Source organism: Streptomyces sp. NBC_00285, from assembly GCF_036174265.1.
In the GTDB taxonomy this organism is placed as follows: Bacteria; Actinomycetota; Actinomycetes; order Streptomycetales; family Streptomycetaceae; genus Streptomyces.
The window spans coordinates 8,088,934-8,114,921 of record NZ_CP108055.1; the positions used below are offsets into that span (position 1 = coordinate 8,088,934).

Annotated in this window: 17 protein-coding genes; 12 read left to right on the forward strand and 5 right to left on the reverse strand. The window is 69.1% G+C overall.

Annotation, left to right across the window (positions count from 1 at the left end):
• The first annotated feature begins 228 nt into the window (after nt 1-228).
• Nucleotides 229-852 carry a hypothetical protein gene (locus OHT57_RS37260; RefSeq protein WP_328753437.1) on the forward strand — a complete coding sequence of 208 codons (624 nt, stop codon included), beginning with the start codon at nt 229-231 and terminating at the stop codon, nt 850-852.
• Entirely contained in the window at nt 849-2,858 is a 2,010-nt protein-coding gene (locus OHT57_RS37265; protein ID WP_328751170.1) for a beta-galactosidase, read from the forward strand. Before OHT57_RS37260 ends, OHT57_RS37265 begins: the two co-directional genes overlap by 4 nt.
• Here OHT57_RS37265 and OHT57_RS37270 read toward each other — a convergent pair.
• Together OHT57_RS37270 and OHT57_RS37275 are read right to left on the reverse strand one after the other, a co-directional pair.
• Entirely contained in the window at nt 2,852-4,783 is a 1,932-nt protein-coding gene (locus OHT57_RS37270; protein WP_328751171.1) for an alpha-glucuronidase, read from the reverse strand. The two genes, OHT57_RS37265 and OHT57_RS37270, sit on opposite strands and share 7 nt — an antisense overlap.
• Before the next feature lie 20 nt (nt 4,784-4,803).
• Entirely contained in the window at nt 4,804-8,592 is a 3,789-nt protein-coding gene (locus OHT57_RS37275) for a GH92 family glycosyl hydrolase (protein ID WP_328751172.1), read from the reverse strand.
• Between the two features lie 370 nt (nt 8,593-8,962).
• On the opposite strand from OHT57_RS37275, the gene ngcE reads away from it, so the two are divergent.
• The 9 genes from ngcE to OHT57_RS37320 all read left to right on the forward strand — a co-directional run bounded on the left by ngcE (nt 8,963) and on the right by OHT57_RS37320 (nt 20,956).
• A complete protein-coding gene (gene ngcE / locus OHT57_RS37280; RefSeq protein WP_328751173.1) occupies nt 8,963-10,423 on the forward strand; it encodes an N-acetylglucosamine/diacetylchitobiose ABC transporter substrate-binding protein in 1,461 nt (486 codons plus the stop codon).
• 16 nt (nt 10,424-10,439) lie between these two features.
• A complete protein-coding gene (locus OHT57_RS37285; RefSeq protein WP_328751174.1) occupies nt 10,440-11,366 on the forward strand; it encodes a carbohydrate ABC transporter permease in 927 nt (308 codons plus the stop codon).
• 4 nt (nt 11,367-11,370) lie between these two features.
• Entirely contained in the window at nt 11,371-12,294 is a 924-nt protein-coding gene (locus OHT57_RS37290) for a carbohydrate ABC transporter permease (RefSeq protein ID WP_328751175.1), read from the forward strand.
• 192 nt (nt 12,295-12,486) lie between these two features.
• Nucleotides 12,487-13,686, forward strand: coding sequence for an ROK family transcriptional regulator (locus OHT57_RS37295; RefSeq protein ID WP_328751176.1), 1,200 nt, complete (start codon nt 12,487-12,489; stop codon nt 13,684-13,686).
• A gap of 133 nt (nt 13,687-13,819) precedes the next feature.
• Entirely contained in the window at nt 13,820-14,914 is a 1,095-nt protein-coding gene (locus tag OHT57_RS37300; RefSeq protein WP_328751177.1) for a sugar ABC transporter substrate-binding protein, read from the forward strand.
• Between the two features lie 268 nt (nt 14,915-15,182).
• A complete protein-coding gene (locus tag OHT57_RS37305; protein ID WP_328751178.1) occupies nt 15,183-15,974 on the forward strand; it encodes an ATP-binding cassette domain-containing protein in 792 nt (263 codons plus the stop codon).
• The gene (locus OHT57_RS37310; RefSeq protein WP_328751179.1) at nt 15,971-17,281 is read left to right on the forward strand and encodes a sugar ABC transporter permease; all 1,311 of its coding nucleotides are present in this window, start codon (nt 15,971-15,973) and stop codon (nt 17,279-17,281) included. The genes OHT57_RS37305 and OHT57_RS37310 overlap by 4 nt, the downstream gene beginning before the upstream one ends.
• Before the next feature lie 123 nt (nt 17,282-17,404).
• Nucleotides 17,405-19,324 carry a 1-deoxy-D-xylulose-5-phosphate synthase gene (gene dxs, locus OHT57_RS37315; protein WP_328751180.1) on the forward strand — a complete coding sequence of 640 codons (1,920 nt, stop codon included), beginning with the start codon at nt 17,405-17,407 and terminating at the stop codon, nt 19,322-19,324.
• Nucleotides 19,325-19,471: 147 nt separating this feature from the next.
• Nucleotides 19,472-20,956: an amino acid permease gene (locus OHT57_RS37320; RefSeq protein WP_328751181.1), complete on the forward strand. Its 1,485-nt coding sequence runs from the start codon at nt 19,472-19,474 to the stop codon at nt 20,954-20,956.
• A gap of 126 nt (nt 20,957-21,082) precedes the next feature.
• On the opposite strand, the gene OHT57_RS37325 is transcribed toward OHT57_RS37320, so the two are convergent.
• Nucleotides 21,083-21,448, reverse strand: coding sequence for an NTP pyrophosphohydrolase (locus OHT57_RS37325; RefSeq protein ID WP_328751182.1), 366 nt, complete (start codon nt 21,446-21,448; stop codon nt 21,083-21,085).
• 70 nt (nt 21,449-21,518) lie between these two features.
• Here OHT57_RS37325 and OHT57_RS37330 point away from each other — a divergent pair, with 70 nt between their 5' ends.
• Nucleotides 21,519-22,544 carry a hypothetical protein gene (locus OHT57_RS37330; RefSeq protein ID WP_328753438.1) on the forward strand — a complete coding sequence of 342 codons (1,026 nt, stop codon included), beginning with the start codon at nt 21,519-21,521 and terminating at the stop codon, nt 22,542-22,544.
• 82 nt (nt 22,545-22,626) lie between these two features.
• On the opposite strand, the gene OHT57_RS37335 is transcribed toward OHT57_RS37330, so the two are convergent.
• On the reverse strand, nt 22,627-24,762 hold the full coding sequence (locus OHT57_RS37335) for a 3-hydroxyacyl-CoA dehydrogenase NAD-binding domain-containing protein (protein ID WP_328751183.1): 2,136 nt from the start codon (nt 24,760-24,762) through the stop codon (nt 22,627-22,629).
• Complete coding sequence (locus OHT57_RS37340) at nt 24,759-25,985, reverse strand: thiolase family protein (protein ID WP_328751184.1); 1,227 nt, start codon at nt 25,983-25,985, stop codon at nt 24,759-24,761. The genes OHT57_RS37335 and OHT57_RS37340 overlap by 4 nt, the downstream gene beginning before the upstream one ends.
• Nucleotides 25,986-25,988: the final 3 nt, after the last annotated feature.

The following is a 25,988-nucleotide window of genomic DNA, read 5'->3' on the forward strand; positions in this document are numbered from 1 at the left end:
AGCGGGGTCCTCCCGGCGGCGGGCCGCGGTCGGGCCGGGGCCCGTGGGGCCGCCGCAGTCCCAGCGGCCGACGGCCGCCCGAGCACCGGCTCCCGCCAGACCGGTCGGCGAGCGGCACCGGTCCGTGACACCACCGCAACGGCCCCAGCCGCGACCCCGGCAACGGTCACAGCCGCCGGCAACGCCGTTTCCTTCGGCACCGGCCCTCTCTCCCGTGCCGCCGCCCTCATCCACACCCTCGTCACTGTCGAGGCCCTGCTGCTCGTCGCGGCCTCGCCGGGCCTGGCGGGGCTGTTCCTGCTGGGTGCCGACCCGGCCAACCTCCCCCTCGCCGCCGTATGCCTGCTGCCCCTCGGCCCGGCGACGGCCGCCGCCGTGTACGCCCTCCACCACCGCGACCGCGACCTCGTGGACCTCCGCCCGGCCAGGGCCTACTGGCGCGGCTGGCGCCTCAACGCGCTGCCGTCGCTGAGGTTGTGGGCCCCGCTGTTGGCCTGGCTCACCGTGATCGCCTTCACGCTCACCCACTTCTCCGCCACCGGCCTGCCCGGCTGGTGGGCGGTCCTGCTCGCGGCGATCGGTGGGGGTTCCCTCCTCTGGGGCGCGCACGCGCTCGTTCTGACCGCCCTGTTCGCCTTCCGGGCAAGGGACACCGCCCGCCTCGCCGGCTACTTCCTGTTCCGGCACGCCCGCGCCACCCTCGGAGCGGCCTCGCTGCTCGTCCTGGCCGCCGCCGGAACCGCCGTACTGACCGAGGCCCTCCCTGCCCTGCTGGCCGCCCCGTTCCTGCTGTCACTGCTGCACAGCAGCCGTCCGGTGATCGCCGACACCCAGAAGGACTTCACCGAATGAGCCCGTCGAGCTCCAAGATCCCGTACGGCGGCGACTACAACCCCGAGCAGTGGCCGCAGGAGGTCCGGGACGCGGACCACCGCCTGTTCACCAAGGCCGGCATCGACACCCTCACCGTCGGCGTCTTCACCTGGTCCCTCACCCAACCCGCCGAGGACACCTACGACTTCACGGACCTCGACCGCATCCTCGACCAGGCGGCTGCAGAGGGCCGACAGGTCTGCCTTGCCACCGGTACGGCCGCCATGCCGCCCTGGATCGCGCGCAAGTACCCCGAGGTCAACCGCACCGACTTCGAGGGCCGTCGGCACCGCTACGGCCAGCGCCACAACTTCTGCCCCAGCTCACCGGCGTACCGGGGACTCGCCACCGGCATCGCGGCCCGGCTCGCCGAACGGTACGCGGACCACCCGGCGTTGCTCGCCTGGCACATCAACAACGAGTACGGCGGCGTCTGTTACTGCGCGTTGTGCGCGGAGGCCTTCCGGGAGTGGCTGCGCGACAAGTACGACAGCCTCGCCGCCCTCAACGACGCCTGGTGGGCCACCTTCTGGTCGCACCGCTTCACCGACTGGGCCGAGATCGAGCCCCCGAACGCCCTGACCGAGCACTGGCGGGGTCCCGATCACACCGCCTTCCAGGGCATCACGCTCGACTACTTCCGCTTCACCACCGACGCGCTGCTCGGGTGTTTCCTCGCCGAGAAGGAGGTGATCCGCGCCCATGACCCGGTCACCCCCGTGACGACCAACTTCATGGGCATGTTTCGCCCCCTCGACTACCACCGCTGGGCACCCCACCTCGACTTCGCGTCCTGGGACAGCTACCCGCCCCTGGACGCCCCGCCCACCTGGCCCGCCCTGGCCCATGACCTGATGCGGGGCCTCAAGGACGGCGCCCCGTTCTGGCTGATGGAGCAGACCCCGTCCACGACGGCCTGCCGTGACGTCAACCCCCTGCGCAGACCGGGGGAGTTGCGCCTCGCCACCTTCCAGGCGATCGCCCACGGTGCCGACGCGGCCCTGTACTTCCAGATGCGCGCCTCCCGCGGTGCCTGCGAGAAGTACCACGGGGCGGTGATCGGCCATGCCGGCCGCGACGACACCCGCGTGTTCCGTGAAGTCGCCGAGATCGGACGGGAGTTGGAGGTGCTGGCCGACGCGTCCCTCGGGGCCCGCACGCCCGCCCGCACCGCGCTGCTCTTCGACTGGGACAGCTGGTGGGCCCTGGAGATCTCCGACGGCCCCTCGCGACCGGTCAAGTACCAGGAGGTGGTGCACGCCTACTACCGCGCCGCCCGAGAGGCCGGCGCCGACGTGGACGTCGTCCCGCACACCGCCGACCTCACCCCGTACGACGTGGTCCTCGCCCCCGCCCTGCACATGGTCAAGGGCGACCTCGCCGCCCGCCTCGAAGCGGTGGCGGCACGCGGCGGAACCGTCCTCACCACCTTCCTCTCCGGCCGCGTCGACGAACACGACCGTGCCTTCCTCGCCGACGTCCCCGGCCCGCTCGCACCCCTCATGGGCATCCGGATCGACGAATGGGACGCCCGCCCGCCGGAGTTCACCCAGCCCGTTGCGGAACTCGCCTCGCAGGGGCGGCTCGTCTTCGAGATCGTGCGGCTGCGGGGGGCCGAGACGGTCGCCACGTACGGATCCGACTTCTACGCGGGGACTCCCGCCGTCACTCGCAACCGGTACGGGCAGGGCGAGGGCTGGTACATCGCCACCGCCCTCGACCAGCCCGGCGTGAACCAGGTGCTCCGCCGCGTCCTGGCCCGCCACGACCTGATCGGCCCGTACGCCGACCAGGAGGGACTGGAGACGGCGGCCAGGACCGCCCCCGACGGAAGCAGGCTGCTGTTCCTTCTCAACCACACAGCGGAACCGGCCCGGTTGACGGCTCACGCCACCGCGACCGATCTGCTCACGGGGAAGCAGACGGAGGCGGGCGCCCCGCTCACTCTCGACCCGCGGGGCGTCGCCGTCCTGCGCCTTCAGTAGATGCGCCGCCGCCGGGCGTCCGGCACCCCCGACTTCCGGAAGAAGTAGCTGTTGACCTGATCGCGCCACTCGCGGGCACTGCGGAGCTGCTCCTCGAACCGCTCCGCCACCCGCGCGTGCCGGGCCGGATCCACGAGCTCCGCCAGCGAGGCCCACACCTCCCGGCCCGCCTCGACCTCCTCGACACCCTCGAAATGCGTGTCGTAGATGTGCTGGATCACCGTCTTGCCGCTCTTCAGCATGTGCCCGTACGACACGTGGTGGAAGAACAGCAGCAGCTCGTCCGGACAGGTTTCCAAAGACTCGTACACCTCGGCCCAGGGCTTCGCGTACTGCCCCGCGTACCCGGTCCCGCTCCGCACGCTCCGGTCCACGCCGATGCCGTCACGGTCGGCGAAGTGGTAGGTGCCCCACGGGCTGTACTCGTAGCCGTCGACGCTCGGCCCGTAGTGGTGCCCCGGCTGGACCATGAAGCCCACACCGAGCGGAGCGGTGTACTTCTCGTACGTCCGCCACGAACCGGCCAGCACGGCGCGCACCCCCGCTGCCGGACCGTCGCCGAAGGTGAGTCCGATCCACTCGTCGAGGATGCCGTCAGGGTCCGCGGCCGGTTCCCAGGCCAGCCGGCCGAAGGTGTACAGGTTCGCCTGGGCCAGCGGATGCCCGGTCCAGAACGGGTCGTCCCCGACGTCGGACACGGCGACCAGCCCACCGTGCGCCCTCGAACCCACCGAGGACTCCCCGTCGATCCCGAACCGCAGCACCTCGCTCCACATGGGCCCCAGCCAGCACACGTGCCGCTGCTGCCCGGTGTACTCCTGCGTGGCCTGAAGCTCCACCGCCAGCCGCGTGCCCGGCATCGCCCCGATCAGCGGTGAGACCGGCTCCCGCACCTGGAAGTCCATCGGCCCGTGCTTGACCTGCAGGACGGCGTTGTCGGCGAACTCCCCGTCCAGCGGCACGAAATGGTCGTACGCGGCCCGTGCCCGGTCCGTCGAGCGGTCCCGCCAGTCCTGACGGTGGTCGTAGACGAAGGCCCGCCAGTGGACCGTACCGCCGTGCGGCTCCAGTGCGGCGGCCAGCATGTTCGCGCCGTCGGCATGCGTGCGGCCGTAGGCGAACGGACCGGGCTGCCCCTCCGAGTCGGCCTTCACCACGAACCCGCCGAAGTCGGGGATCTCCGAGTAGACCCGAGCGGTCGCCCCGCCCCACCACTCCCGCACCTCCGCGTCGAGCGGATCGGCCGTCTCCAGCCCACCCAGTACGACCGGCGCGGCGAAGGTCACCGACAGATGGGTGCGAATCCCGTACAGCCTCAACGCGCCTGCGATGTCGGCCACTTCGGGAAGACGGTCGGTCAGCAGCCGCGCCTCGGCCGCATGCACGTTGACGTTGTTCACGGCCACGGCGTTGATCCCGCAGGCCGCCAGCAGCCTGCCGTACGCACGCACCCGGTCCAGGTCGCCGCGCGCCCGGCCGTCCTGCCAGAACAGCGATCCGCCCGCGTACCCGCGCTCCACCTGGCCCATGACCGGGTGCACGGACACGTTGTCCCAGTGGTCGAGCATCCGCAGCGCCAACCCGGGCCGGTGCCGCTCCCGCCGGGCCTCACCGAGGAACGCGGCCTCTGCGAGCCGTACGACATGGAAGAAGCCGTACAGCAGCCCGGCCCCGCCGGACGCCGTGACGGTCGTACAGCCGCCACGGCGGTCGTACGTGAACGCCTCGCTCCCGTCGTCGCCGGTCAGTTCCAGCACGAGGTCGGGGTCGGCCCGCACGACCGCGCCCCCGAACCGCGCACAGGCTTGGGCCACTTCTGCGCGGACCGTGTCCACCAGCGGACCCGAGCCGCGGATCAGCGTCCGCCGGGTGCCGATCGGCCGGAACACACCGTCCGGCAGCCAGGCCGGATCGACACCCTGCATGAGACCCCCAACGCGTCTGCTCAGGCGAGCAGTTCGACCTCCGACACGACCGCCTCGCCGTCGAGCACCAGGCGGTACCTCCCGTACGTACCCGGGGACCTCACGGTGAACGCCCGTGTCTGCCGGTCCCACGCGAAGGACTGCCCGGACCGTCGGTCCAGGGTCTTCCACTTGGTCCCGTCGTCCGAGCCCTGGAGGGCCCAGCCGGTCGGCGCCTTCGTGCGGTCCGAGGACGAAGTGACCGTGTACTGGACGCCCTTGGCCCGCCGGGACACCGGCAGGTCCACCGTGGTCACGGCCGCGTCCGTCGCCGAGGTGTTGTCGAACAGGGCCCCGCCGCCGGTGAGTACGTCCGCACGCGGCGTCGGCACCTCGTCGTCCTGGGTGATCGACACCGGCGCGGCCTGCTTGCCCGTGCCCCACTTCGACGGCCGCGGACCCATGTCGAAGTCCAGTACGGCACCCTTGGCCAGCACCGAGTGGGGCAGTGAAGTCGACGTCCAGGTACGGCCGTTGACCTCAAGTCCCTGCACGTACAGGTTCCGCGCGCTGTTCTTCGGCGCCCGGACCACCAGATCGCGCCCGTTCTCCAGATGGACCGTCGCCTTGGTGAACAGCGGGGAGCCGACGGCGTATTCGCCGCTGCCCATCACCAACGGGTAGAAGCCCAGTGCCGAGAACAGATACCAGGCCGACTGCTCGCCGTTGTCCTCGTCACCGTGGTAGCCCTGCCCGATCTCGCTGCCGACGTACAGCCGCGACAGCACCTCACGGACGTTCTTCTGCGTCTTCCAGGGCTGACCGGCCGCGTCGTACATGTAGGTGACGTGGTGGGCGACCTGGTTGGAGTGTCCGTACATGCCCATCCGGACGTCCCGCGCCTCCGTCATCTCGTGGATGACACCGCCGTAGGAGCCGACGAGGTCGGGCGAGGCGGTCTCGGGTGTCGCGAAGTACTCGTCCAGTTTCTCCGCCAGCCCGCTGCGGCCGCCGTAGAGGTTGGCGAGACCCCGGCTGTCCTGCGGGGCGGTGAAGGCGTAACCCCAGCCGTTGGTCTCGGTGTAGTCGTAGCCCCACACACGGGGGTCGTAACCCGACGACTTGACCCGCCACTCACCCGCCGCGTTCCTGCCCTGGAAGAACCCCGCCTTCGAGTCGAAGAGGTTCACGTAGTCCCGGGCCCGGTTGAGGAAGTACTCCGACTCCTCCTTGTACCGCTTCTCGCCGGTCTTCGCGTACAGCGCCTGTCCCATCCGTGCGATGCCGTAGTCGTTGAGGTAGCCCTCCAGCGCCCAGGACAGTCCCTCGTGGGTGTCGGTGCTGGTGTAGCCGAGGAAGGGCGAGGTCGCCATGCCCTTGCGGCCCACGCCGGAGGACGGGGGCATGACGGTCGCGTTCTTCAGGGCCGCGTCATACGCCGATTTCGCGTCGAAGTCGACGCCCTTGACGTACGCGTCCGCGAAGGCGACGTCCGAGGAGGTGCCGGTCATCAGGTCCGCGTACCCGGGGGAGGACCAGCGTGAGGTCCAGCCGCCGTCCTTGTACTGCTGGACGAACCCGTCGACCATCTCGCCCGCCTGAGTGGGCGTCAGCAAGGAGTACGCCGGCCAGGTCGTCCGATACGTGTCCCAGAAACCGTTGTTGACGTACACCTTGCCGTCCACGATCTTCGCCCCGGTGTGCGTCGGGGTGTCCGGACCCGGCATCGGCGAGAAGGGCGAGGCGTACCGGTACGTCGAACCCACCTTCTCGAAGCCCGAGTTGGGGTACAGGTACAGCCGGTACATGCTGGAGTACAGGGTGGTCAGCTGGTCCTCGGTCGCGCCCTCGACCTCGACCTTGCCGAGCAGCCGGTCCCACTGCTGCTGCGCCCGGTCGCGCACCGTCTCGAAGGACGTGCCGTCCGGGATCTCCTGGCGCAGGTTGTCCTTGGCCTGGTCGAGGCTGATGAGGGAGGTCGCCAGACGCAGGGTGACCGCCCCGCCCTTGAACCGCATGTACCCCTTGACCCCGCTCGACGCGCCGGCCGTCACGGGCTGGTCGAAGACCCCGTACACGAAGAGCCGCGTGGCCCCCGTGGACAGCCCGGACTTGACGTCGGAGTACCCGGTGACGACACCCGCGGAGGTGTCGAGCGTCAGCCCCGCCTGGTCCGTCACGTTGTCGAAGAGCACGCTCGCGTCGTCGCCCGGGTAGGTGAAGCGCAGGGCCGCCGCGTGGTCGGTCGGCGCCATCTCCGCCTTCAGCCCGTTCTCGAACCGCACCCCGTAGTAGTACGGCCGCGCGGTCTCGTTCTCGTGCCGGAAGGCCAGCTCCCGCGCCTCACGGCCGGTGTCCGGGGTTCCGGAGGCCGCCGACGGCATCACCTGGAAGGTCTGCCGGTCGCCCATCCACGGACTCGGCTCATGGCTCGCGCTGAACGCCTGGATCGTCGGCAGGTTGTCGGCGTTGTTGGCCCGGGCGTAGTCGTAGAGCCAGCTCAGCGAGGACGCGTTGGTCACCGGAGTCCAGAAGTTGAATCCGTGCGGGACGGCGGTCGCCGGGAAGTCGTTGCCGCGTGAGAAGCCGCCGCTGGAGTGGGTGCCCCGGGTGGTGAGCGCGTAGTCGGACAGATGCGCCTTCGGCTTCTCCGGCGCGGCCCGCTCGATCGTCACGTCGTCCAGCCAGCCCCGGAACTTCGCCGGCCCGCCCGGGGAGTCGTACGCGAGAAGGATCCGGTCGACGGTCTTCCCGGCCGCGACCGACCCGATCCGCGAGACCACGTTGTTCCACTGGTTGGCGTAGAGCACCTTCGCGGCGCCCTGCCCCTGAGGCGAGAGCGGGAATCCGTGGCTGTCGAGTGCCCCGAGGCCGCTCAGGAAGGTCCCGTCGGTGAAGGCGAGGTCCACCGACACGTTCGTCGCGTCGTAGTCCCGGTCGCCGTCGGCCATGGAGGGGAAGATGCGGTACGACAGCCGGGTCCGCGAGTCCACCGCGAGGTCCACGTCGAAGACCTTGTTGTACGAGTACGCCCGGCCGTCCGCCGTGTGCCGACCGGCGTAACGCAGCGCTCTCGTTCCGGTGAATCCGGCGCCCGCCTTCGCGGTGGGCGACCCGCTCGGCCCCCGGTCGACCAGCGAGAGCATGTCCTGCGGCACCGGCCCGCCGCCACCGCCCGTGGAGAACTGCACGTCGGCGAGCTGGAGGAGCCCGGAGGCGCCGTTGTTCCGGGTGATGTCCAGCCGGAAGTGCCGGTACTCGGCGACGGCGTCCTGGGGGATGTCGTACGACTGTGTGCGGAACCGCTCGGTGAAGGTCTCTCCCGAACGGGTGTCGAGGGTCTTCCAGTCCTTGCCGTCCGTCGAGCCCTGAAGTGTCCAGTCCCGGGGGTCGCGCTCGGCGAAGTCGTTGGCCGAGGTCAGCGCGTAGGTGACCGCCTTGACCGGTTTGTCCAGGTCGAACTCGGCCCAGCCGGTGGACTCGAAGACCAGCCACTTGGTGCCGGGCTCACCATCGACGAGGTTCTCCTTCACCTCGCCGCCGCCGGTGTTCTCGGCGCTCGCCCGGACGTCCGTGACGTGGTCGGTGACGTTGCCCGGGATGCCGGTGCTGTAGCCGCCGTCGACGCCCGAGGCCCTGCCGTCGTCGACGCTGTTGATCCAGTCGGGGGCCGGGTCGCCCGCCTCGAAGGAGGAGGCGAACCCCCCGTCGTCCCGAGGGGCGGCCTCAGGCAGGGCGACCGCCGCGCCCTGCGAGGCCACCGTCACGCAAAAGGCGGCCGTGATCACGACCGCCGTACTCCGTCCGAGTCGATTTCTGTACCGATCCATCGGCGAGTACCCTCCCTGCACGAGGACGGACAACGTTGTCAGCAATGTCGTGCAAGGATCAGTAGTGGCCCAAGTGAACAGTGATGTCAAGGGGGTTGACTGCGGCATTCGGGGGCTATGTCGCGGATTTTTCCGGCAAGCTTCGCACAGGGCGCTCATATTTCCGTGAGGTCTCAACTCGGAAAAGACCCATGGCCAACCTTGCATTCGATCTTGCTCCGCCGACCGGAAGTGGACTATACCTGTCGGCAATTCACCCCTCCGGCACGAACCTCCGCACGAACCTCTTGCACGAACCTGCTTGACCTGACCGCGGTGCCGGGAGGATCCGGTTCACCGCCTGAGTCCTGGAGAAGGCGAGGACTTGAGCATGGGATCCACTTCCGCCGAGAACAACACGAACGGCTCCGCAGGTGTAGGCCGCCGAGATCTGATCAAACGGTCGGCCGCGCTCGGACTGATCTCTGTTCCGACGATGAGCTTCCTGTCCGCCTGCGCCAGCAGTGGCGGCGACGACAGCGGCGACAAGGCCAAGGCGGGCAAGAAGACCGCCAAGAACCCCCTGGCCGTCAACGAGACCGCGCAGATGGAGTTCGTCCTGTTCGACGGTGGTTTCGGCAAGGAGTACGCCGAGGACGCCGTGAAGATCTACGAGACGAACTTCCCCAAGGCCAAGGTGAAGTTCTCCGCCACCCAGAAGATCCAGTCCACCCTCCAGCCCCGCTTCAACCAGGGCACCCCGCCGGACCTGATCGACAACTCCGGCGCCGAGCAGATGGACATGGGCGTCCTGGTCGGCAAGAGCCAGCTCGCCGACCTCACCCCGCTCCTGGACGCCCCGTCCTACGACGACCCCGGCAAGAAGGTCCGCGACACCCTGCGGCCCGGGATCGTCGAGATGGGCCAGTTCGACGGCGACCCGGTGTGGATCATGTACTACGCGTACACGGTCTACGGCGTCTGGTACTCCCAGAAGGCCCTCGACTCGCTCGACGCGGAGTACCCCGAGACCTGGGACCAGATGCTCGCCGTGTGCGCGAAGGCCAAGAAGAAGGGCATGGCGGGCTGGACGTACGCGGGCAAGTACCCGTACTACATCCCCTTCTCGCTGTACCCGATGATCGCCAAGGTCGGCGGTGTCGAGGTCCTCGACGCCATCGACAACCTGGAGCCGAACGCCTGGAAGAACCCGGCGGTCAAGGCGTGTTTCGACGCCTACTACGAGCTCTACAAGAAGGGCTACGTCCTCAAGGGCACCCCGGGCCTCGACCACATCCAGTCGCAGACCGCCTGGGCCCAGGGCAAGGCGCTGTTCATCCCGAACGGCTCCTGGGTGGAGAACGAGTCGGCGAACGTCATCCCCAAGGACTTCGACCTCGCCGTCTCCGCGCCCACCGGTATCGACTCCTCCGACAAGATGCCCTTCGGCACCATCTGGGCCTCCGGCGGTGAGCCCTTCATCGTCCCGGCCAAGGCGAAGAACACCGCGGGCGGCATGGAGCAGCTGCGCATCATGCTCAGCGAGGCGTCCTCGAAGAACTTCACCTCCAAGGTCAAGTCGCTCACCGCCTACAACGGCGGCACCGACGGGATCACCCTCACCCCGGGCCTCAAGTCCGGTGTGGCCGCGCTGAAGAAGGCCGGCGACAACGTGGTGAACCCGCGGCTGCAGGACTGGTACGTCCAGCTCCAGAAGGAGCAGATCGGGGTGGCGGGTCTCGGCGAGATGATGGCCGGACGGCTCACTCCGGCGGAGGCCATCAAGAAGATCCAGGGCTACGCCGACGCGGCCGCGAAGGACTCGTCGATCAAGCACTACAAGCACCAGTAACGGCGACGGAGCAGCGATGCAGCACGGCAAGTACCGGTTCATCGTGGGGTTTTTGGCGCTGCCCCTGGGACTGTACGCGCTATTCGTGGTCTGGCCGTTCATCCAGTCCATCTACTACTCGTTCACGGACTGGACCGGCCTGAGCCCCGAATTCAAGATGGTCGGCCTGGACAACTACCGGAGGATGCTGGACGACGAGATCTTCTGGAAGTCCTTGCAGCACAGCTTGATCTTTGCGCTCGTGCTGCCGCTGGTGACGATCAGTCTGGCGCTGTTCTTCTCCTTCATGATCAATGTCGGCGGACGGAAAAGGAGGGGAGGCCCGGTCGTCACCGGCGTCCGGGGCTCCTCCTTCTACAAGATCGTCTATTTCTTCCCCCAGGTCCTTTCGATCGCGATCGTCGCCCTGTTGTTCGCCTTCGCGTACAACCCGGACAGCGGGTCGATCAACTCGGTCCTGCGGGGGATCGGGCTCGACAGCGTCCAGCCACTGTGGCTGGGCGACCCGAGCCTCGCCCTGTGGGCCGTCATGGCGGTGCTGGTGTGGTCCACGGTGGGCTTCTTCGTGGTCCTGTTCTCCGCCGGTATGGCCTCCATTCCGGCGGACCTGTACGAGGCCGCGCTGCTCGACGGGGCGGGCCGGGCGGCCACGTTCTTCCGCATCACCCTGCCGCTGCTGTGGGACACCGTGCAGTCCGGCTGGGTCTACATGGGCATCCTCGCGCTGGGTGCCGAGTCGTTCGCGGTCGTACAGATCATGACGACCGGGCCCGGCGGTCCCGACTACTCGACCACCGTCATGGTCCTGTACGTGTACCAGAAGGCGTTCCGTGACGGACAGGCCGCCTACGCCACCACCATCGGCGTCGCCCTGCTCGTCGTCACGCTGGCGTTCGCCGCCCTGGTGATGCGGCTGGGCCGGCGCGAGCGGCTGGAGTTCTGATCCGATGAAGACGACCGAGACCCCCGCCCCCGTACCGGCCGAGCCCGGTGTTCCCGTGTCCAAGGCCGACGGCCCGGCCGACCCGCCCCGCAGGGCGAAGAAGGACGGCAACGTCCTCAACGTCTTCTCGCACGGCGTCCTGATCCTCTGGGCGATCATGGTCGTGATGCCGTTGCTGTGGGCGGTGATGACGTCCTTCAAGGACGACAGCGCCATCTTCAACTCGCCCTGGGCGCTGCCGGACAAGCTTCACTTCGACAACTGGGCACGGGCCTGGACCGACGCCAACATGAGCGACTACTTCCTGAACACCATTCTGGTGGTGGCGGGTTCGCTCATCGGCACCCTCGTGCTCGGTTCCATGGCGGCGTACGTGCTCGCCCGGTTCGACTTCCCGGGCAACCGTTTCATCTACTACTTGTTCATCGGCGGCATGAGCTTCCCGATCATGCTGGCGCTGGTCCCGCTGTTCTACGTCGTCAACAACATGGGCCTGCTGAACACGATCCACGGACTGATCCTGGTCTACATCGCCTACTCGTTGCCGTTCACGGTCTTCTTCCTGACCGCGTTCTTCCGCACCCTGCCGAGCTCGGTGGCGGAGGCGGCCTTCGTGGACGGGGCGTCGCACTCCAGGACGTTCTTCCAGATCATGCTGCCCATGGCCAAGCCGGGCCTGATCAGCGTGGGGATCTTCAACTTCCTGGGCCAGTGGAACCAGTACATGCTGCCCACGGTGCTCAACACCGACCCGGACAAGCGGGTGCTGACCCAGGGGCTGGTGCAACTCGCTGCCAGCCAGGGCTACAAGGGCGACTGGTCGGGTCTGTTCGCCGGCCTCGTGATGGCGATGATCCCGGTCCTCGCCGCGTACATCGTCTTCCAGCGACAGGTGGTGGCCGGGCTCACGGCGGGCGCCCTGAAGTAGACCCGGCCGCCCGCGCGGGCGCTGTCTCTTCAAGATCCAGACCTTGAGGAGACAGCGCCCCCTCGGCATGGGCAAGACCGCAGATACTGTTCAACCTCTTGACGGGAGGCGACCCTAACGGCTCAGCTTAGAGTTCACTAGTTGGACATAGACGGGGTCTCATCGATGCGGCCCCGCGCGCAGGAGGTCGTCGTGGAGACTCCGGGGTCGCAGTCGTCGCTGCACCGAGCCAACCTGGAGCGGGTCGTACGGGCCGTCCGGCTGGCCGGGTCGCTCACGCAGGCGGAGATCGCTCGGAGCACGGGACTGTCCGCCGCGACCGTCTCCAACATCGTCCGCGAGCTCAAGGACGGCGGAACCGTCGAGGTCACGCCCACGTCCGCGGGCGGCCGGCGGGCCCGAGCGGTGTCCCTGAGCGGTGACGCCGGCATCGTCATAGGGGTGGATTTCGGGCACACCCATCTGCGCGTCGCGATCGGGAACCTCGCCCATCAGGTGCTGGCCGAGGAGTCCGAACCGCTGGACGTGGACGCCTCCTCCGCGCAGGGCTTCGACCGGGCGGAACAGCTGGTCAACCGGCTGATCGAGGCGACCGGCGTGGACCGCTCGAAGATCGCCGGGGTGGGCCTCGGCGTCCCCGGCCCGATCGACCTGGAGTCCGGCTCCCTGGGCTCCTCGGCGATCCTGCCGGGCTGGATCGGCACCAAGCCCGCGGAGGAGCTCGGGGGGCGCCTCGGCGTGCCCGTGCACGTGGACAACGACGCCAACCTCGGCGCCCTCGGTGAGCTGGTCTGGGGCAGCGGCCGGGGGGTCCGGGACCTGGCGTACATCAAGGTCGCGAGCGGTGTGGGCGCCGGACTGGTGATCAGCGGCCAGATCTACCGCGGTCCAGGTGGCACTGCGGGAGAAATCGGGCATATTACTCTTGATGAGTCCGGCCCCGTCTGCCGTTGCGGCAACCGCGGCTGCCTGGAGACCTTCGCGGCTGCGCGCTATGTGCTCCCGCTGCTCCAGTCCAGCCACGGCACCGACCTGACCATGGAAGGCGTAGTACGACTCGCGCGGGACGGAGACCCTGGTTGCCGTCGGGTGATCGCCGACGTCGGCCGACACATCGGCAGTGGAGTCGCCAATCTCTGCAACTTGCTGAACCCGAGCCGAGTCGTCCTGGGCGGTGATCTCGCCGAGGCCGGTGAACTGGTGCTCGGGCCGATCAGGGAGTCGGTCGGCCGCTATGCGATCCCCAGTGCGGCACGCCAACTGAGCGTGCTTCCCGGGGCACTTGGAGGCCGCGCGGAGGTGCTCGGAGCACTCGCCCTCGCACTCAGCGAGATGGGTGATTCGACCCTTTTGGACAGCACGTTGCATGCAGCGACACCTGCCTTCACTTAGAGAACGCAGGACGCCGTTGCCATCTCGTTAAGTATTTACTTCTTGACGTCGCACGTGTGGCCGAGTTGACTTCCAGCCACCTCGGCCGCAACGACGCGGCCTCGTCAGGGAGGTTTCAAAAGTGAACACGCTCATGCGTCGTGCAGCTGTGTCCGTCGCGATCTCGGCACTCGCCGTCTCGGTCGCCGCCTGTGGCAAGGCCGGTGACGACAAGGCCAGCGACAGCAGCAGCTCCGGCTCGGGCTCCGGTGGCAAGTCGATCGGCCTGCTCCTGCCCGACAACGTCACCGCGCGGTACGAGAAGTTCGACAAGCCGTACTTCGAGGCCAAGGTCAAGGAGCTGTGCAGCGACTGCACCGTCTCCTACGCCAACGCCGCGGCCGACCCGGCCAAGCAGGCCCAGCAGATGAGCAGCATGGTCACCAAGGGCGTCAAGGTGATCGTGGTCTCGGCGCAGGACTCCGCCGCCATCAAGTCCTCCATCGCCTCCGCGGTGAGCAAGGGCGTCAAGGTCGTCGCGTACGACCGTCTGGCCCAGGGCCCGGTCTCCGCGTACGTCTCCTTCGACAACGTCAAGGTCGGCGAGCTCCAGGGTCAGGCCCTGCTCGACGCCCTCGGCTCCAAGGCGACCCCCAAGGCGAACGTCGTCATGATCAACGGTGACGACGCCGACCCGAACGCCGGTCAGTTCAAGCAGGGCGCGCACCAGGTCCTCGACGGCAAGGTCAAGATCGCCTACGAGCAGTCCGGCCTGTGGAAGGACACCGTCGCCGCGCAGAAGATGTCCGCGGCCATCACCCAGCTGGGCGCCAAGAACATCGTGGGCGTCTACGCCGCCAACGACGGCATGGCCGGTGGCATCGCCAACACCCTCAAGGGTGCGGGCATCGGCACCATCCCGCTGACCGGTCAGGACGCCGAGCTCGCGGCCATCCAGCGGATCGTCGCCGGCACCCAGTCCTCCACGGTCTACAAGGCCTACAAGCCGGAGGCCGACACCGCCGCCGAGCTCGCGGTCAACCTGCTCCAGGGCAAGGACATCAAGTCCCTGGCCGACACCCAGGTGACCAGCGGCTCCGGCGACAAGGTCCAGGCGAAGCTGCTCACCCCGGTCTCGGTGACCGTGAAGAACATCAAGGACACGGTCGTCAAGGACGGTCTCTACACCGTCGCCGACATCTGCACCGCGGACTACGCCGCCGCGTGCAAGAAGGCCGGTCTCCAGTAAGAAGCCGCCCTCAGGGCGTGCTCCTCGCGGACACGCCCTGAGGACACAGAGCCTGTCCGGTGCCCGCACCGCCTTCATACCCCGCTGCGGGGCGGGCACCGGACGGAAACATGGCGGACGCAGCCGTTGCCAGGAGGCATCGGCCACGCGCATGTTCGACTTGTAAATCGGTGCTTACGGCGCAACTCGTCCGACGAGCGCCGCACAGCACAACCCTCCGCGCCTTTACCCCAAGCGCGGCATCCCCGCCGGTCAGGCGGCGAAGGAGATGGTTCACGTGTCCGCTACGCCCGTGCTGGCGTTGCGCGGAGTTTCCAAGCGATTCGGTGCGGTCCAGGCCCTCACCGATGTAGAGCTTGAGGTCCACGCCGGAGAAGTGGTCGCCCTGGTCGGCGACAACGGCGCCGGAAAGTCCACGCTGGTCAAGACGATCGCCGGTGTGCATCCCATCGATGAGGGAGTCATCGAGTGGGACGGCAACCCGGTCAGCATCGACAAGCCGCACGACGCCCAGGGACTCGGCGTCGCGACGGTCTACCAGGACCTCGCCCTGTGCGACAACCTCGATGTGGTCGGCAATCTCTTCCTCGGGCGCGAGCTGCTGCACCGAGGCGCCATCGACGAGGTCACGATGGAGCAGAAGGCGCGTGAGCTGCTGAGCACGCTCTCCATCCGGATCCCGAGCGTGCGCATCCCGATCGCCAGCCTCTCCGGTGGCCAGCGCCAGGTCGTCGCCATCGCGCGTGCCCTGGTCGGCGACCCCAAGCTCGTCATCCTCGACGAGCCCACCGCCGCTCTCGGCGTCGAGCAGACCGCACAGGTCCTCGACCTGGTCGAGCGGCTGCGCGAGCGCAACCTCGCCGTCATCCTCATCAGCCACAACATGGCCGACGTGAAGGCAGTGGCCGACACCGTCGCCGTGCTGCGTCTGGGCAAGAACAACGGGTCCTTCCCGGTGAAGGACACCAGTCAGGAAGAGATCATCTCCGCGATCACGGGAGCCACGGAGAACGCCGTGACCCGTCGTGCGGGGCGTCGCAGCACGGAGGCCGCGAAGTGAGCGACACATCCAAGGTTTCCAAGACGGAGACGCCGACCACGGTCGCGCCCGCCGACGACCCCACCGCCGCGCCGGTCGCAGTCGTCGACCCCCGGCTGCTGGTCCGCGAAGAGGGCTTCAAGGGCTACTGGACCGAGTTCACGCGCAAGGTCAAGGGCGGTGAGCTGGGCTCCCTGCCGGTGGTGATCGGTCTGATCATCATCTGGACGATCTTCCAGTTCCAGAACGACCGCTTCCTGAGCGCCGACAACCTCTCGAACGTCAGCTACTACCTCTCGGCCACCGGCATGATCGCCATCGGCCTGGTGTTCGTCCTGCTGCTCGGCGAGATCGATCTGTCGGTCGGTTCCCTCAGCGGCCTGGCCTCCACCGTCTTCGCCGTGTTCGTGGTCAACCACGGCATGAACACCTGGCTCGCGCTGATCCTCGGCATCCTCACCGGCGTCGCCGCCGGCGCCCTGCACGGCTGGTTCTTCGCGAAGATCGGGGTGCCCGCCTTCGTCGTCACCCTCGCGGGTCTCCTCGGCTGGAACGGCCTGATGCTGTGGATGCTGGGCTCCAGCGGCACCATCAACATCCCGTCCGACTCGGGTCCGATCCACCTGCTCAGCCAGAGCTCGTTCTTCATGGACCAGGCCATCATCGGCGCCTACCTGCTGGCCGGCCTCGGTGTGGTGCTCAGCCTCGTCGGCAACTTCAACGAGCAGCGCCGTCGCAAGGCCGCGGGCGTTCCCTTCCGTCCCACCAGCGAGATCCTCGTGCGCGTCGGCGCCCTGGCCATCGCCTCCTTCGTCGCCGCGGCCGTCCTCAACAACGCGTCCGGCGTCTCAAACTCCCTGGTGATCTTCCTCGCCGCCCTGGTCGTCGTGGACTTCGTGCTGCGCCGTACAACCTTCGGCCGCAAGGTCTTCGCCCTCGGTGGAAACGTCGAAGCCGCCCGTCGTGCCGGTATCAACGTGCCGATCGTCCGCATCACCGTGTTCGCCATCTCCGGCGGCTTCGCGGCGATCGGCGGCATGTTCTTCGCCGGTCAGACGGCGAGCGCGACGCTCAGCGCCGGTACCGGCAACGTCCTCATGCTCGCCATCGCGGCGGCCGTCATCGGCGGTACGTCGCTGTTCGGCGGACGCGGCTCGGTGTGGTCGGCGCTCCTCGGCATGCTGGTCATCCAGTCGATCCAGACGGGCCTGGACCTGCTGAACATGAACCAGTCGATCCAGTACATGATCACCGGTGGTGTTCTGCTGGGCGCGGTCGTCATCGACTCCGTGTCGCGAAGGTCTCAGAAGGCCGCAGGCCGCGGATAACCGCAGCTCGGCCCCGCCCGGTCGCCCGGTACCCCACAAGGTGCCGGGCGACCGGCATGTCGGAGAACATTAGACTCGGACCCGCCCGGCAAGCTCGATCAGCTCTAATGCAAGGAGGCACGGGTGGCGCTGCTGACCCGTATCAGGGGACCGCGTGATCTGGACCGGCTCAGCCTTGAGGAGCTGGACCAGCTGGCGGAGGAGATCAGGAGCTTCCTCGTCGGCGCGGTCTCCAAGACCGGCGGCCACCTCGGCCCCAACCTCGGTGTGGTCGAGCTGACCATCGCGCTGCACCGGGTCTTCGACTCGCCCAAGGACCGGGTGCTCTTCGACACCGGGCACCAGTCCTATGTGCACAAGCTGCTCACCGGGCGCCACGACTTCTCGAAGCTGCGCTCCAAGGGCGGCCTCTCCGGCTACCCCTCACGCGCCGAGTCCGAGCACGACGTCATCGAGAACAGCCACGCCTCGACCGTCCTCGGCTGGGCCGACGGCCTCGCGAAGGCCAACCAGGTGCTCAAACGGGACGACCACGTCGTCGCCGTGATCGGTGACGGCGCTCTCACCGGCGGTATGGCCTGGGAGGCGCTGAACAACATCGCCGACGCCAAGGACCGGCCGCTGGTCATCGTCGTCAACGACAACGAGCGCTCGTACGCGCCGACCATCGGCGGCCTCGCCAACCACCTCGCCACCCTGCGCACCACCGACGGCTACGAGCGCTTCCTGGCCCGCGGCAAGGACCTCCTGGAGCGCACCCCCGTCGTCGGGCGGCCCCTCTACGAGACCCTGCACGGGGCCAAGAAGGGCCTCAAGGACTTCATCGCGCCCCAGGGCATGTTCGAGGACCTCGGCCTCAAGTACGTCGGCCCCATCGACGGCCACGACCTCGAAGCGCTCGAGTCGGCGCTGGCCCGGGCGAAGCGCTTCGGCGGCCCGGTCATCGTGCACTGCCTCACCGAGAAGGGCCGCGGCTACAAGCCCGCCGAGCAGGACGAGGCCGACCGCTTCCACGGCATCGGCCCCATCCACCCCGACACCGGGCTGCCCGTCAAGGCGTCCGCCGCCAGCTGGACCTCCGTCTTCGGCGACGAGATGGTCGAGCTGGGCCGGGAGCGCGAGGACATCGTCGCCATCACCGCCGCCATGCTCCAGCCGGTCGGCCTGAAGAAGTTCGCGGACACCTTCCCGGACCGGATCTACGACGTCGGCATCGCCGAACAGCACGCCGCCGTCTCCGCGGCGGGCCTCGCGACCGGGGGACTGCACCCCGTCTTCGCCGTCTACGCCACCTTCCTCAACCGCGCCTTCGACCAGGTCCTCATGGACGTCGCCCTGCACAAGTGCGGGGTCACCTTCGTGCTGGACCGGGCCGGCGTCACCGGCGACGACGGCGCCTCGCACAACGGCATGTGGGACATGTCGATGCTCCAGGTCGTCCCGACGCTCCGGCTCGCCGCCCCGCGCGACGCCGAACAGCTGCGCGCCCAGCTGCGCGAGGCCGTACAGGTCGACGACGCGCCGACCGTGCTGCGCTACTCCAAGGGCGTCGTCGGCCCCGCCGTACCCGCCGTGGGCACCGTCGGCTCCATGGACGTCCTGCGCGAGCCCGGCACCGACACCCCGGACGTGCTCCTGGTCTCCGTGGGCGCCCTCGCCCCCATGTGCCTGGAGATCGCCTCGCTCCTCGACAAGCAGGGCATCTCCACCACCGTCGTCGACCCGCGCTGGGTCAAGCCGGTGGACGAGGCCATGGCCCCGCTCGCCGAGCGGCACCGCGTGGTCGTCACCGTCGAGGACAACTCCCGCGTCGGCGGTGTCGGCTCGGCGATCGCGCAGGCTCTGCGCGACGCGGGCGTCGACATTCCGCTGCGCGACTTCGGCATCCCGCCGCGTTTCCTCGACCACGCCTCCCGCGCCGAGATCATGGCGGAGATCGGGCTCACCGCGCCCGACATCGCCCGCCAGGTCACCGGCCTGGTCTCCAAGCTGGACGGCCGCTACGACACGGCACCGGCCGAGGCCGAACCGGCCCGCGACTGACACCCTCGCCGCTCGCCCGAACGGGCCGGTCACGCCACTCCTGACAGTGGTGCTGCCGGCCCGTTCGCGTGAATCGGCCCGCGCCGGGGCATACGACCTACGCCCCCTCTCGATCATGTCGAGGACGACACAGCGTGGGAGGTACCCGTGAGCAGCACCATCTTCCGGACGAAGAAGGTCGAACAGTCCATCCGCGACACCGAGGAACCGGAGCACGCGCTCAAGAAATCCTTGTCCGCGCTCGATCTGACCGTCTTCGGCGTCGGCGTCATCATCGGCACCGGCATCTTCGTCCTGACCGGCACCGTCGCCAAGAACAACGCCGGCCCGGCGGTCGCCCTGGCCTTCGTCGTCGCCGGCGTCGTCTGCGCGCTCGCCGCGCTCTGCTACGCCGAGTTCGCCTCCACCGTCCCGGTGGCGGGATCGGCGTACACCTTCGCGTACGCCTCCCTCGGTGAACTGCCCGCCTGGATCATCGGCTGGGACCTGGTCCTGGAGTTCGCGCTCGGCACCGCGGTGGTCGCCGTCGGCTGGTCCGGCTACATCGCCTCGCTGCTCGACAACGCCGGCTGGCACCTGCCGGAGGTGCTCAGCGGCCGGGACGGGGCCGACGGCTTCGGCTTCGACATCCTCGCCGCCGCGCTCGTCCTGGCGCTCACCGGCATCCTCGTGCTCGGCACGAAGCTGTCCGCGCGGGTCACCTCGATCGTTGTCGCCGTCAAGGTGACGGTCGTGCTCGTCGTGATCATCGCGGGCGCCTTCTTCGTCAAGAGCGGCAACTACCACCCGTTCATCCCCAAGGCCAAGCCCGTGGAAGCGGGCAGCGGCCTCCAGTCCCCGCTCATCCAGCTGATGTTCGGCTGGGCGCCCGCCAACTTCGGCGTGATGGGCATCTTCACGGCCGCCTCGGTCGTCTTCTTCGCCTTCATCGGCTTCGACGTCGTCGCCACGGCCGCCGAGGAGACCAGGAACCCGCAGCGCGACATGCCGCGCGGCATCCTCGGCTCCCTCGTCATCTGCACGACCCTCTACGTGGCCGTGTCGATCGTCGTGACCGGCATGCAGAAGTACACCGACCTGTCCATCACGGCCCCGCTCGCCGACGCCTTCAAGGCCACCGGACACCCCTGGTTCGCGGGCTTCATCAGCTTCGGCGCGGCGGTGGGCCTGACGACGGTCTGCATGATCCTGCTCCTCGGCCAGACCCGAGTCTTCTTCGCGATGAGCCGCGACGGACTGCTGCCCACGTTCTTCTCCCACGTCCACCCGAGGTTCCGGACCCCGCACCGCCCGACGATCCTGCTCGGCGTGATCATCGCGATCGTCGCCGGCTTCACGCCCCTGAGCGAGCTCGCCGAACTGGTCAACATCGGCACGCTGTTCGCGTTCGTGGTCGTGGCGATCGGCGTCGCCATCCTGCGCCGCACCCGCCCCGACCTGCCCCGCGCCTTCCGCACCCCCTGGGTCCCGGTCGTCCCGATCGTCTCGGTGCTGGCCTCCCTGTGGCTGATGCTCAACCTGCCGGCCGAGACCTGGCTCCGCTTCGGGATCTGGATGGTGATCGGCTTCGTCGTGTACTTCCTCTACGGGCGGTCGCACAGCCGGCTCGGCCGGCAGAGCGAGACGGAGTAACTTCCCTGGGGTCCGTTGCCTTCTGCGGGTCGGCGGGTACGGTCAGGCAGGTCCTCACTGCACCCGCCCAGGGGCGCGGGGAACTGCGCGACCAGCGCCCAGCGGCCCGCAGCCGGACGACGACGCTCAGGGACGAACTGTCCGCGGCCCCGCCACATCCGCCCCCAACTCGCCCACCCGCCGCCGTAGTTCCCGGTCCGCAGTCACGACCAGCACCCGCCGCTCACCGGCTTCGGCCACCAGCGCCACCATGTGATCGTCCCCGCTGGCGGGCGCGCTCTCCACGCGGACCCCCGGCACCGACTCCACGCCCCGGGCCGCCCCCTCCACCACCAGCACGATCTCCACGGCGCCCTCCCGCCCCGGCACCCCGTCCACCGCGAGCCGGTCCCGCAGCCGCTCCGCCGCTCCCCGCCGGTCCCGCCACCACCCGTCCGGCACCGACCCGACGACATTCGCGGCGTCCACGACGACCAGCAGCACGTCACTCATGGCCCCAGCGTCCCACGACCGGCCCGCCCGGAGACGGCAGCGGCTGCCCGATTACAGTGGACGCGTGTCCATGGTCCGTACAGTGAACGGCAACTGGCTCATCCGCGCCCGGGACGGCCGGCTCGGCGCCTACACCACCCGTGACGAGGCCGTGTGGTGCCGGGCCGAGCAACGACCCGGCGGCATCTGGTCGCCCTGGCGCAAGGTCGGCGGCGAGCAACGCCTGCACCCCGCACTCGCCGTGGGTCAGGGCGTCAACGGCTACGCACACCTCGTCTCCTGGCGTCCCACCAAGGCCAAGGAGTCGGGCCTCGTGCACTCCACCCACTTCCGCGTCCACCTCGCAGCCCTCGACTGGACGCCGGCCGGTCACCCCGACAAGGCGGGTGCGCGCACCGGCGTGCCCGCCGTGGCCGTCGACGCGGAGGGCCGGGCCCATGTCTTCGTCGGCAACCGCGGCAACGGCGTGCACGCCCTCGTACAGAAGGAGCGCGGCGGCTGGACCGCCTGGTCCGACCTCAAGGGCTCCGAGGTGCACGGCGAACTGACCGCGGTGACGGGGGAGTCGGGCCGCGTCGAGGTGTACGGCACCGACGCCGCCGGCATCCTGCGCTGGCTCCAGGAGGAGCCCGGTGCGCCTCCCGTACCGGCCGACCCGCTGCCGGTCCGTGTCGAACCCGGCACCCTGAGCGCGCTGCCCACCTCCAAGGACCACACCACGCTGTTCTTCGCGGACCCCGAGGGCATGCTCTACGCCGTGCGTCCGGGCAACGGACCCACGCCCCTGCTCGCCGCGGCGGGCCCCGGCCCGGCGGCCCTGCTGCGCTGCACCCTGGAGGGCCACGACTGCACGCTGCTCGCCCAGCGTTCGGCCTCCGGCCGGGTCGCCTTCGCCGCCTACCCCACCGAGCAGGAGTCGGCGGGCCTGTGGTGGACGGAGTCCGGACCGCAGCTCCCCGTGGACACGGCCGTGGCCCTCGCCGAGGACGCGGACGGCCGTATCGTCGCCGCGACGGTGACCCCCGACGGCGAACTGCGGGTCGCCCGGCAGAAGGACGAGCCGGGCCTGGCGCTGGCGGCCTGGCAGGAGGTCTGAGCGCCCACCCGTCCCCGTCCGGTCCGCGGTGAACGGCAAAGGGCCCCCGCCGAAGCGGAGGCCCTTCTGGACTGCCCGGGTGTTACGCCGGAACCGAGGCCAGGCCCGGAGCCAGGAACTTCTTGCCGTTCACGCGCTCGGAGACACCCTCGCGGTCCAGGTACGGCGTGATGCCGCCCAGGTGGAAGGGCCAGCCGGCGCCCGTGATCAGGCACAGGTCGATGTCCTGGGCCTCGGCGACGACACCCTCGTCGAGCATGAGCCCGATCTCCTGGGCGACGGCGTCGAGGACGCGCTCACGGACCTGCTCCTCGGACAGGACGGTGTCGCCCTGCTTGAGGAGCGCGGCGACCTCCGGGTCCAGCTCCGGCTTGAAGCCGTTCTCCGCGGAGTAGACGTAGAAGCCGCGCTTGCCCGCCTTGACGACGGCCGCGAGGTTCGGGGAGACGGTGAAGCGCTCCGGGAAGGCCCTGTTGAGGGTCTCGGAGACGTGCAGGCCGATCGCGGGACCGACCAGCTCCAGGAGGACGAGAGGCGACATCGGCAGGCCCAGGGGCTCCACCGCCTTCTCCGCGACCGCGACCGGGGTGCCCTCGTCGATGACGTTCTGGATCTCGCCCATGAAGCGGGTGAGGATGCGGTTCACGACGAACGCCGGGGCGTCCTTGACCAGTACCGCGGTCTTCTTCAGCTTCTTGGCGACGGAGAACGCCGTGGCCAGCGAGGCGTCGTCGGTCTGCTCGCCGCGGACGATCTCCAGCAGGGGCAGGATCGCGACCGGGTTGAAGAAGTGGAACCCGACGACCCGCTCGGGGTTCTTCAGCTTCGACGCCATCTCGGAGACGGACAGCGAGGAGGTGTTGGTGGCGAGGACCGCGTGCGCCGGGGCGACCGCCTCGACCTCCGCGAACACCTGCTGCTTGACGCCGATCTCCTCGAACACGGCCTCGATGATGAAGTCCGCGTCGGAGAAGCCCTCCGCCTTGTCCAGCACACCGGTGACCAGGGCCTTGAGACGGTTCGCCTTGTCCTGGTTGACACGGCCCTTGCCGAGCAGCTTCTCGATCTCGGCGTGGACGTAGCCCACACCCTTGTCGACGCGCTCCTGGTCGATGTCGGTCAGCACGACCGGCACCTCCAGGCGGCGCAGGAAGAGCAGCGCGAGCTGGGAGGCCATGAGGCCCGCGCCCACGACGCCCACCTTGGTGACCGGGCGGGCCAGGTTCTTGTCCGGGGCGCCCGCGGGACGCTTGCCGCGCTTCTGCACCAGGTTGAACGCGTAGATGCCGGAGCGCAGTTCGCCGCCCATGATCAGGTCGGCGAGGGCCTGGTCCTCGGCGTCGTAGCCCTGCTGGAGGTCGCCGTTCTTGGCGGCCTCGATGATGTCCAGGGCGCGGTAGGCGGCCGGAGCGGCCCCGTGCACCTTGGAGTCGGCGACGAAACGGCCCTTGGCGACGGCCTGGTCCCAGGCCTCACCGCGGTCGATCACCGGGCGGTCGATGACGATCTCGCCCTTGAGGACGGACGCCGTCCACAGCAGGGACTGCTCCAGGAAGTCCGCGCCCTCGAACAGCGCGTCGGCGATGCCCAGTTCGTAGACCTGCGCGCCCTTCAGCTGCTTGTTCTGGTTGAGGGAGTTCTCGATGATCACCGAGACGGCCTTCTCGGCGCCGATCAGGTTCGGCAGCAGCGTGCAGCCGCCCCAGCCGGGGACCAGCCCGAGGAAGACCTCGGGGAGCGAGAAGGCGGGCAGGGCCGCGGAGACCGTGCGGTAGGTGCAGTGCAGACCGACCTCGACGCCACCGCCCATCGCGGCGCCGTTGTAGTACGCGAAGGTCGGCGCGGCGATGTCGGCGAGGCGCTTGAAGACCTCGTGACCGCCCTTGCCGATGGCGAGCGCGTCCTTGTGCTCCTTGAGGAGCTCGACGCCCTTCAGGTCGGCGCCGACGGCGAAGATGAACGGCTTGCCGGTGATGCCGACACCGACGATCTCGCCGGCCGACGCCTCCTTCTCGACCTGGTCGATGGCGGTGTTCAGGTTCGCCAGCGAGGCCGGGCCGAAGGTGGTCGGCTTGGTGTGGTCGAAGCCGTTGTCCAGCGTGATGAGCGCGAAGCGCCCGGCGTTGAACGGCAGGTCCAGGTGACGTACGTGCGCCTGGGTGACTACCTCGTCCGGGAACAGCTCGGCCGCACCCTTCAAGAGATCGGTGGTGCTCACTTGCTGCCTCCGGCGTCCTTGTGGTTCGGGTTCTCCCAGATGACCGTCGCGCCCATGCCGAAGCCGACGCACATGGTGGTGAGGCCGTAGCGGACCTCGGGCTGCTCCTCGAACTGACGGGCCAGCTGCGTCATCAGCCGGACACCGGAGGAGGCCAGCGGGTGGCCGTACGCGATGGCGCCGCCGTACTGGTTGACGCGGGCGTCGTCGTCCGCGATGCCGTAGTGCTCCAGGAAGGCGAGGACCTGGACCGCGAAGGCCTCGTTGATCTCGAACAGACCGATGTCGGAGATGGACAGGCCCGCCTGGGCGAGCGCCTTCTCCGTGGCCGGGATCGGGCCGTAGCCCATGACCTCCGGCTCGACACCCACGAAGGAGTACGAGACGAGGCGCATCTTTACCGGCAGGTCGTGCTCGCGGGCGAAGTCCTCGGACGCGATGAGGGAGGCGGTGGCGCCGTCGTTCAGACCGGCCGCGTTACCGGCGGTGACCCGGCCGTGGACACGGAACGGCGTCTTGAGACCGGAGAGGTTCTCCAGCGTGGTCCCCGGGCGCATCGGCTCGTCGGCGGTGACCAGACCCCAGCCGGTCTCACCGGCCTCCGGGTTGGTGCGGCGTACCGAGATCGGCACCAGGTCGGCCTGGATCTTGCCGTTGGCGTACGCCTTGGCGGCCTTCTCCTGGGAGCGCACGGCGTACTCGTCGGCGCGCTGCTTGGTGATCGTCGGGTACCGGTCGTGCAGGTTCTCGGCGGTCATGCCCATGAACAGGGCGGACTCGTCGACCAGCTTCTCGCTGACGAACCGGGGGTTCGGGTCCACGCCCTCACCCATGGGGTGGCGGCCCATGTGCTCGACACCACCGGCGATGGCGATGTCGTAGGCGCCGAAGGCCACGGAGCCGGCGACCGAGGTGACGGCGGTCAGGGCGCCGGCACACATGCGGTCGATGGAGTAGCCGGGCACCGACTGCGGCAGACCGGCGAGGATCCCGGCGGTACGGCCGATGGTGAGCCCCTGGTCACCGATCTGCGTGGTCGCGGCGATGGCGACCTCGTCGATCTTCTTCGGGTCGAGACCCGGGTTGCGGCGCAGCAGCTCCCGGATCGCCTTCACGACGAGGTCGTCGGCGCGGGTCTCGTGGTAGATGCCCTTCGGGCCCGCCTTGCCGAACGGGGTGCGGACGCCGTCGACGAAGACGACATCCTTGACGGTACGAGGCACGAT

What these genes read in the sequence shown, in the direction of transcription:
- OHT57_RS37265 (WP_328751170.1), top strand. Translation starts at nt 849, where the DNA reads ATGAGCCCGTCGAGCTCCAAGATCCCGTACGGCGGCGACTACAACCCC.
- OHT57_RS37270 (WP_328751171.1), bottom strand. Translation starts at nt 4,783, where the DNA reads ATGCAGGGTGTCGATCCGGCCTGGCTGCCGGACGGTGTGTTCCGGCCG.
- OHT57_RS37275 (WP_328751172.1), bottom strand. Translation starts at nt 8,592, where the DNA reads ATGGATCGGTACAGAAATCGACTCGGACGGAGTACGGCGGTCGTGATC.
- ngcE (WP_328751173.1), top strand. Translation starts at nt 8,963, where the DNA reads ATGGGATCCACTTCCGCCGAGAACAACACGAACGGCTCCGCAGGTGTA.
- OHT57_RS37285 (WP_328751174.1), top strand. Translation starts at nt 10,440, where the DNA reads ATGCAGCACGGCAAGTACCGGTTCATCGTGGGGTTTTTGGCGCTGCCC.
- OHT57_RS37290 (WP_328751175.1), top strand. Translation starts at nt 11,371, where the DNA reads ATGAAGACGACCGAGACCCCCGCCCCCGTACCGGCCGAGCCCGGTGTT.
- OHT57_RS37300 (WP_328751177.1), top strand. Translation starts at nt 13,820, where the DNA reads ATGCGTCGTGCAGCTGTGTCCGTCGCGATCTCGGCACTCGCCGTCTCG.
- OHT57_RS37305 (WP_328751178.1), top strand. Translation starts at nt 15,183, where the DNA reads ATGGTTCACGTGTCCGCTACGCCCGTGCTGGCGTTGCGCGGAGTTTCC.
- OHT57_RS37325 (WP_328751182.1), bottom strand. Translation starts at nt 21,448, where the DNA reads ATGAGTGACGTGCTGCTGGTCGTCGTGGACGCCGCGAATGTCGTCGGG.
- OHT57_RS37330 (WP_328753438.1), top strand. Translation starts at nt 21,519, where the DNA reads ATGGTCCGTACAGTGAACGGCAACTGGCTCATCCGCGCCCGGGACGGC.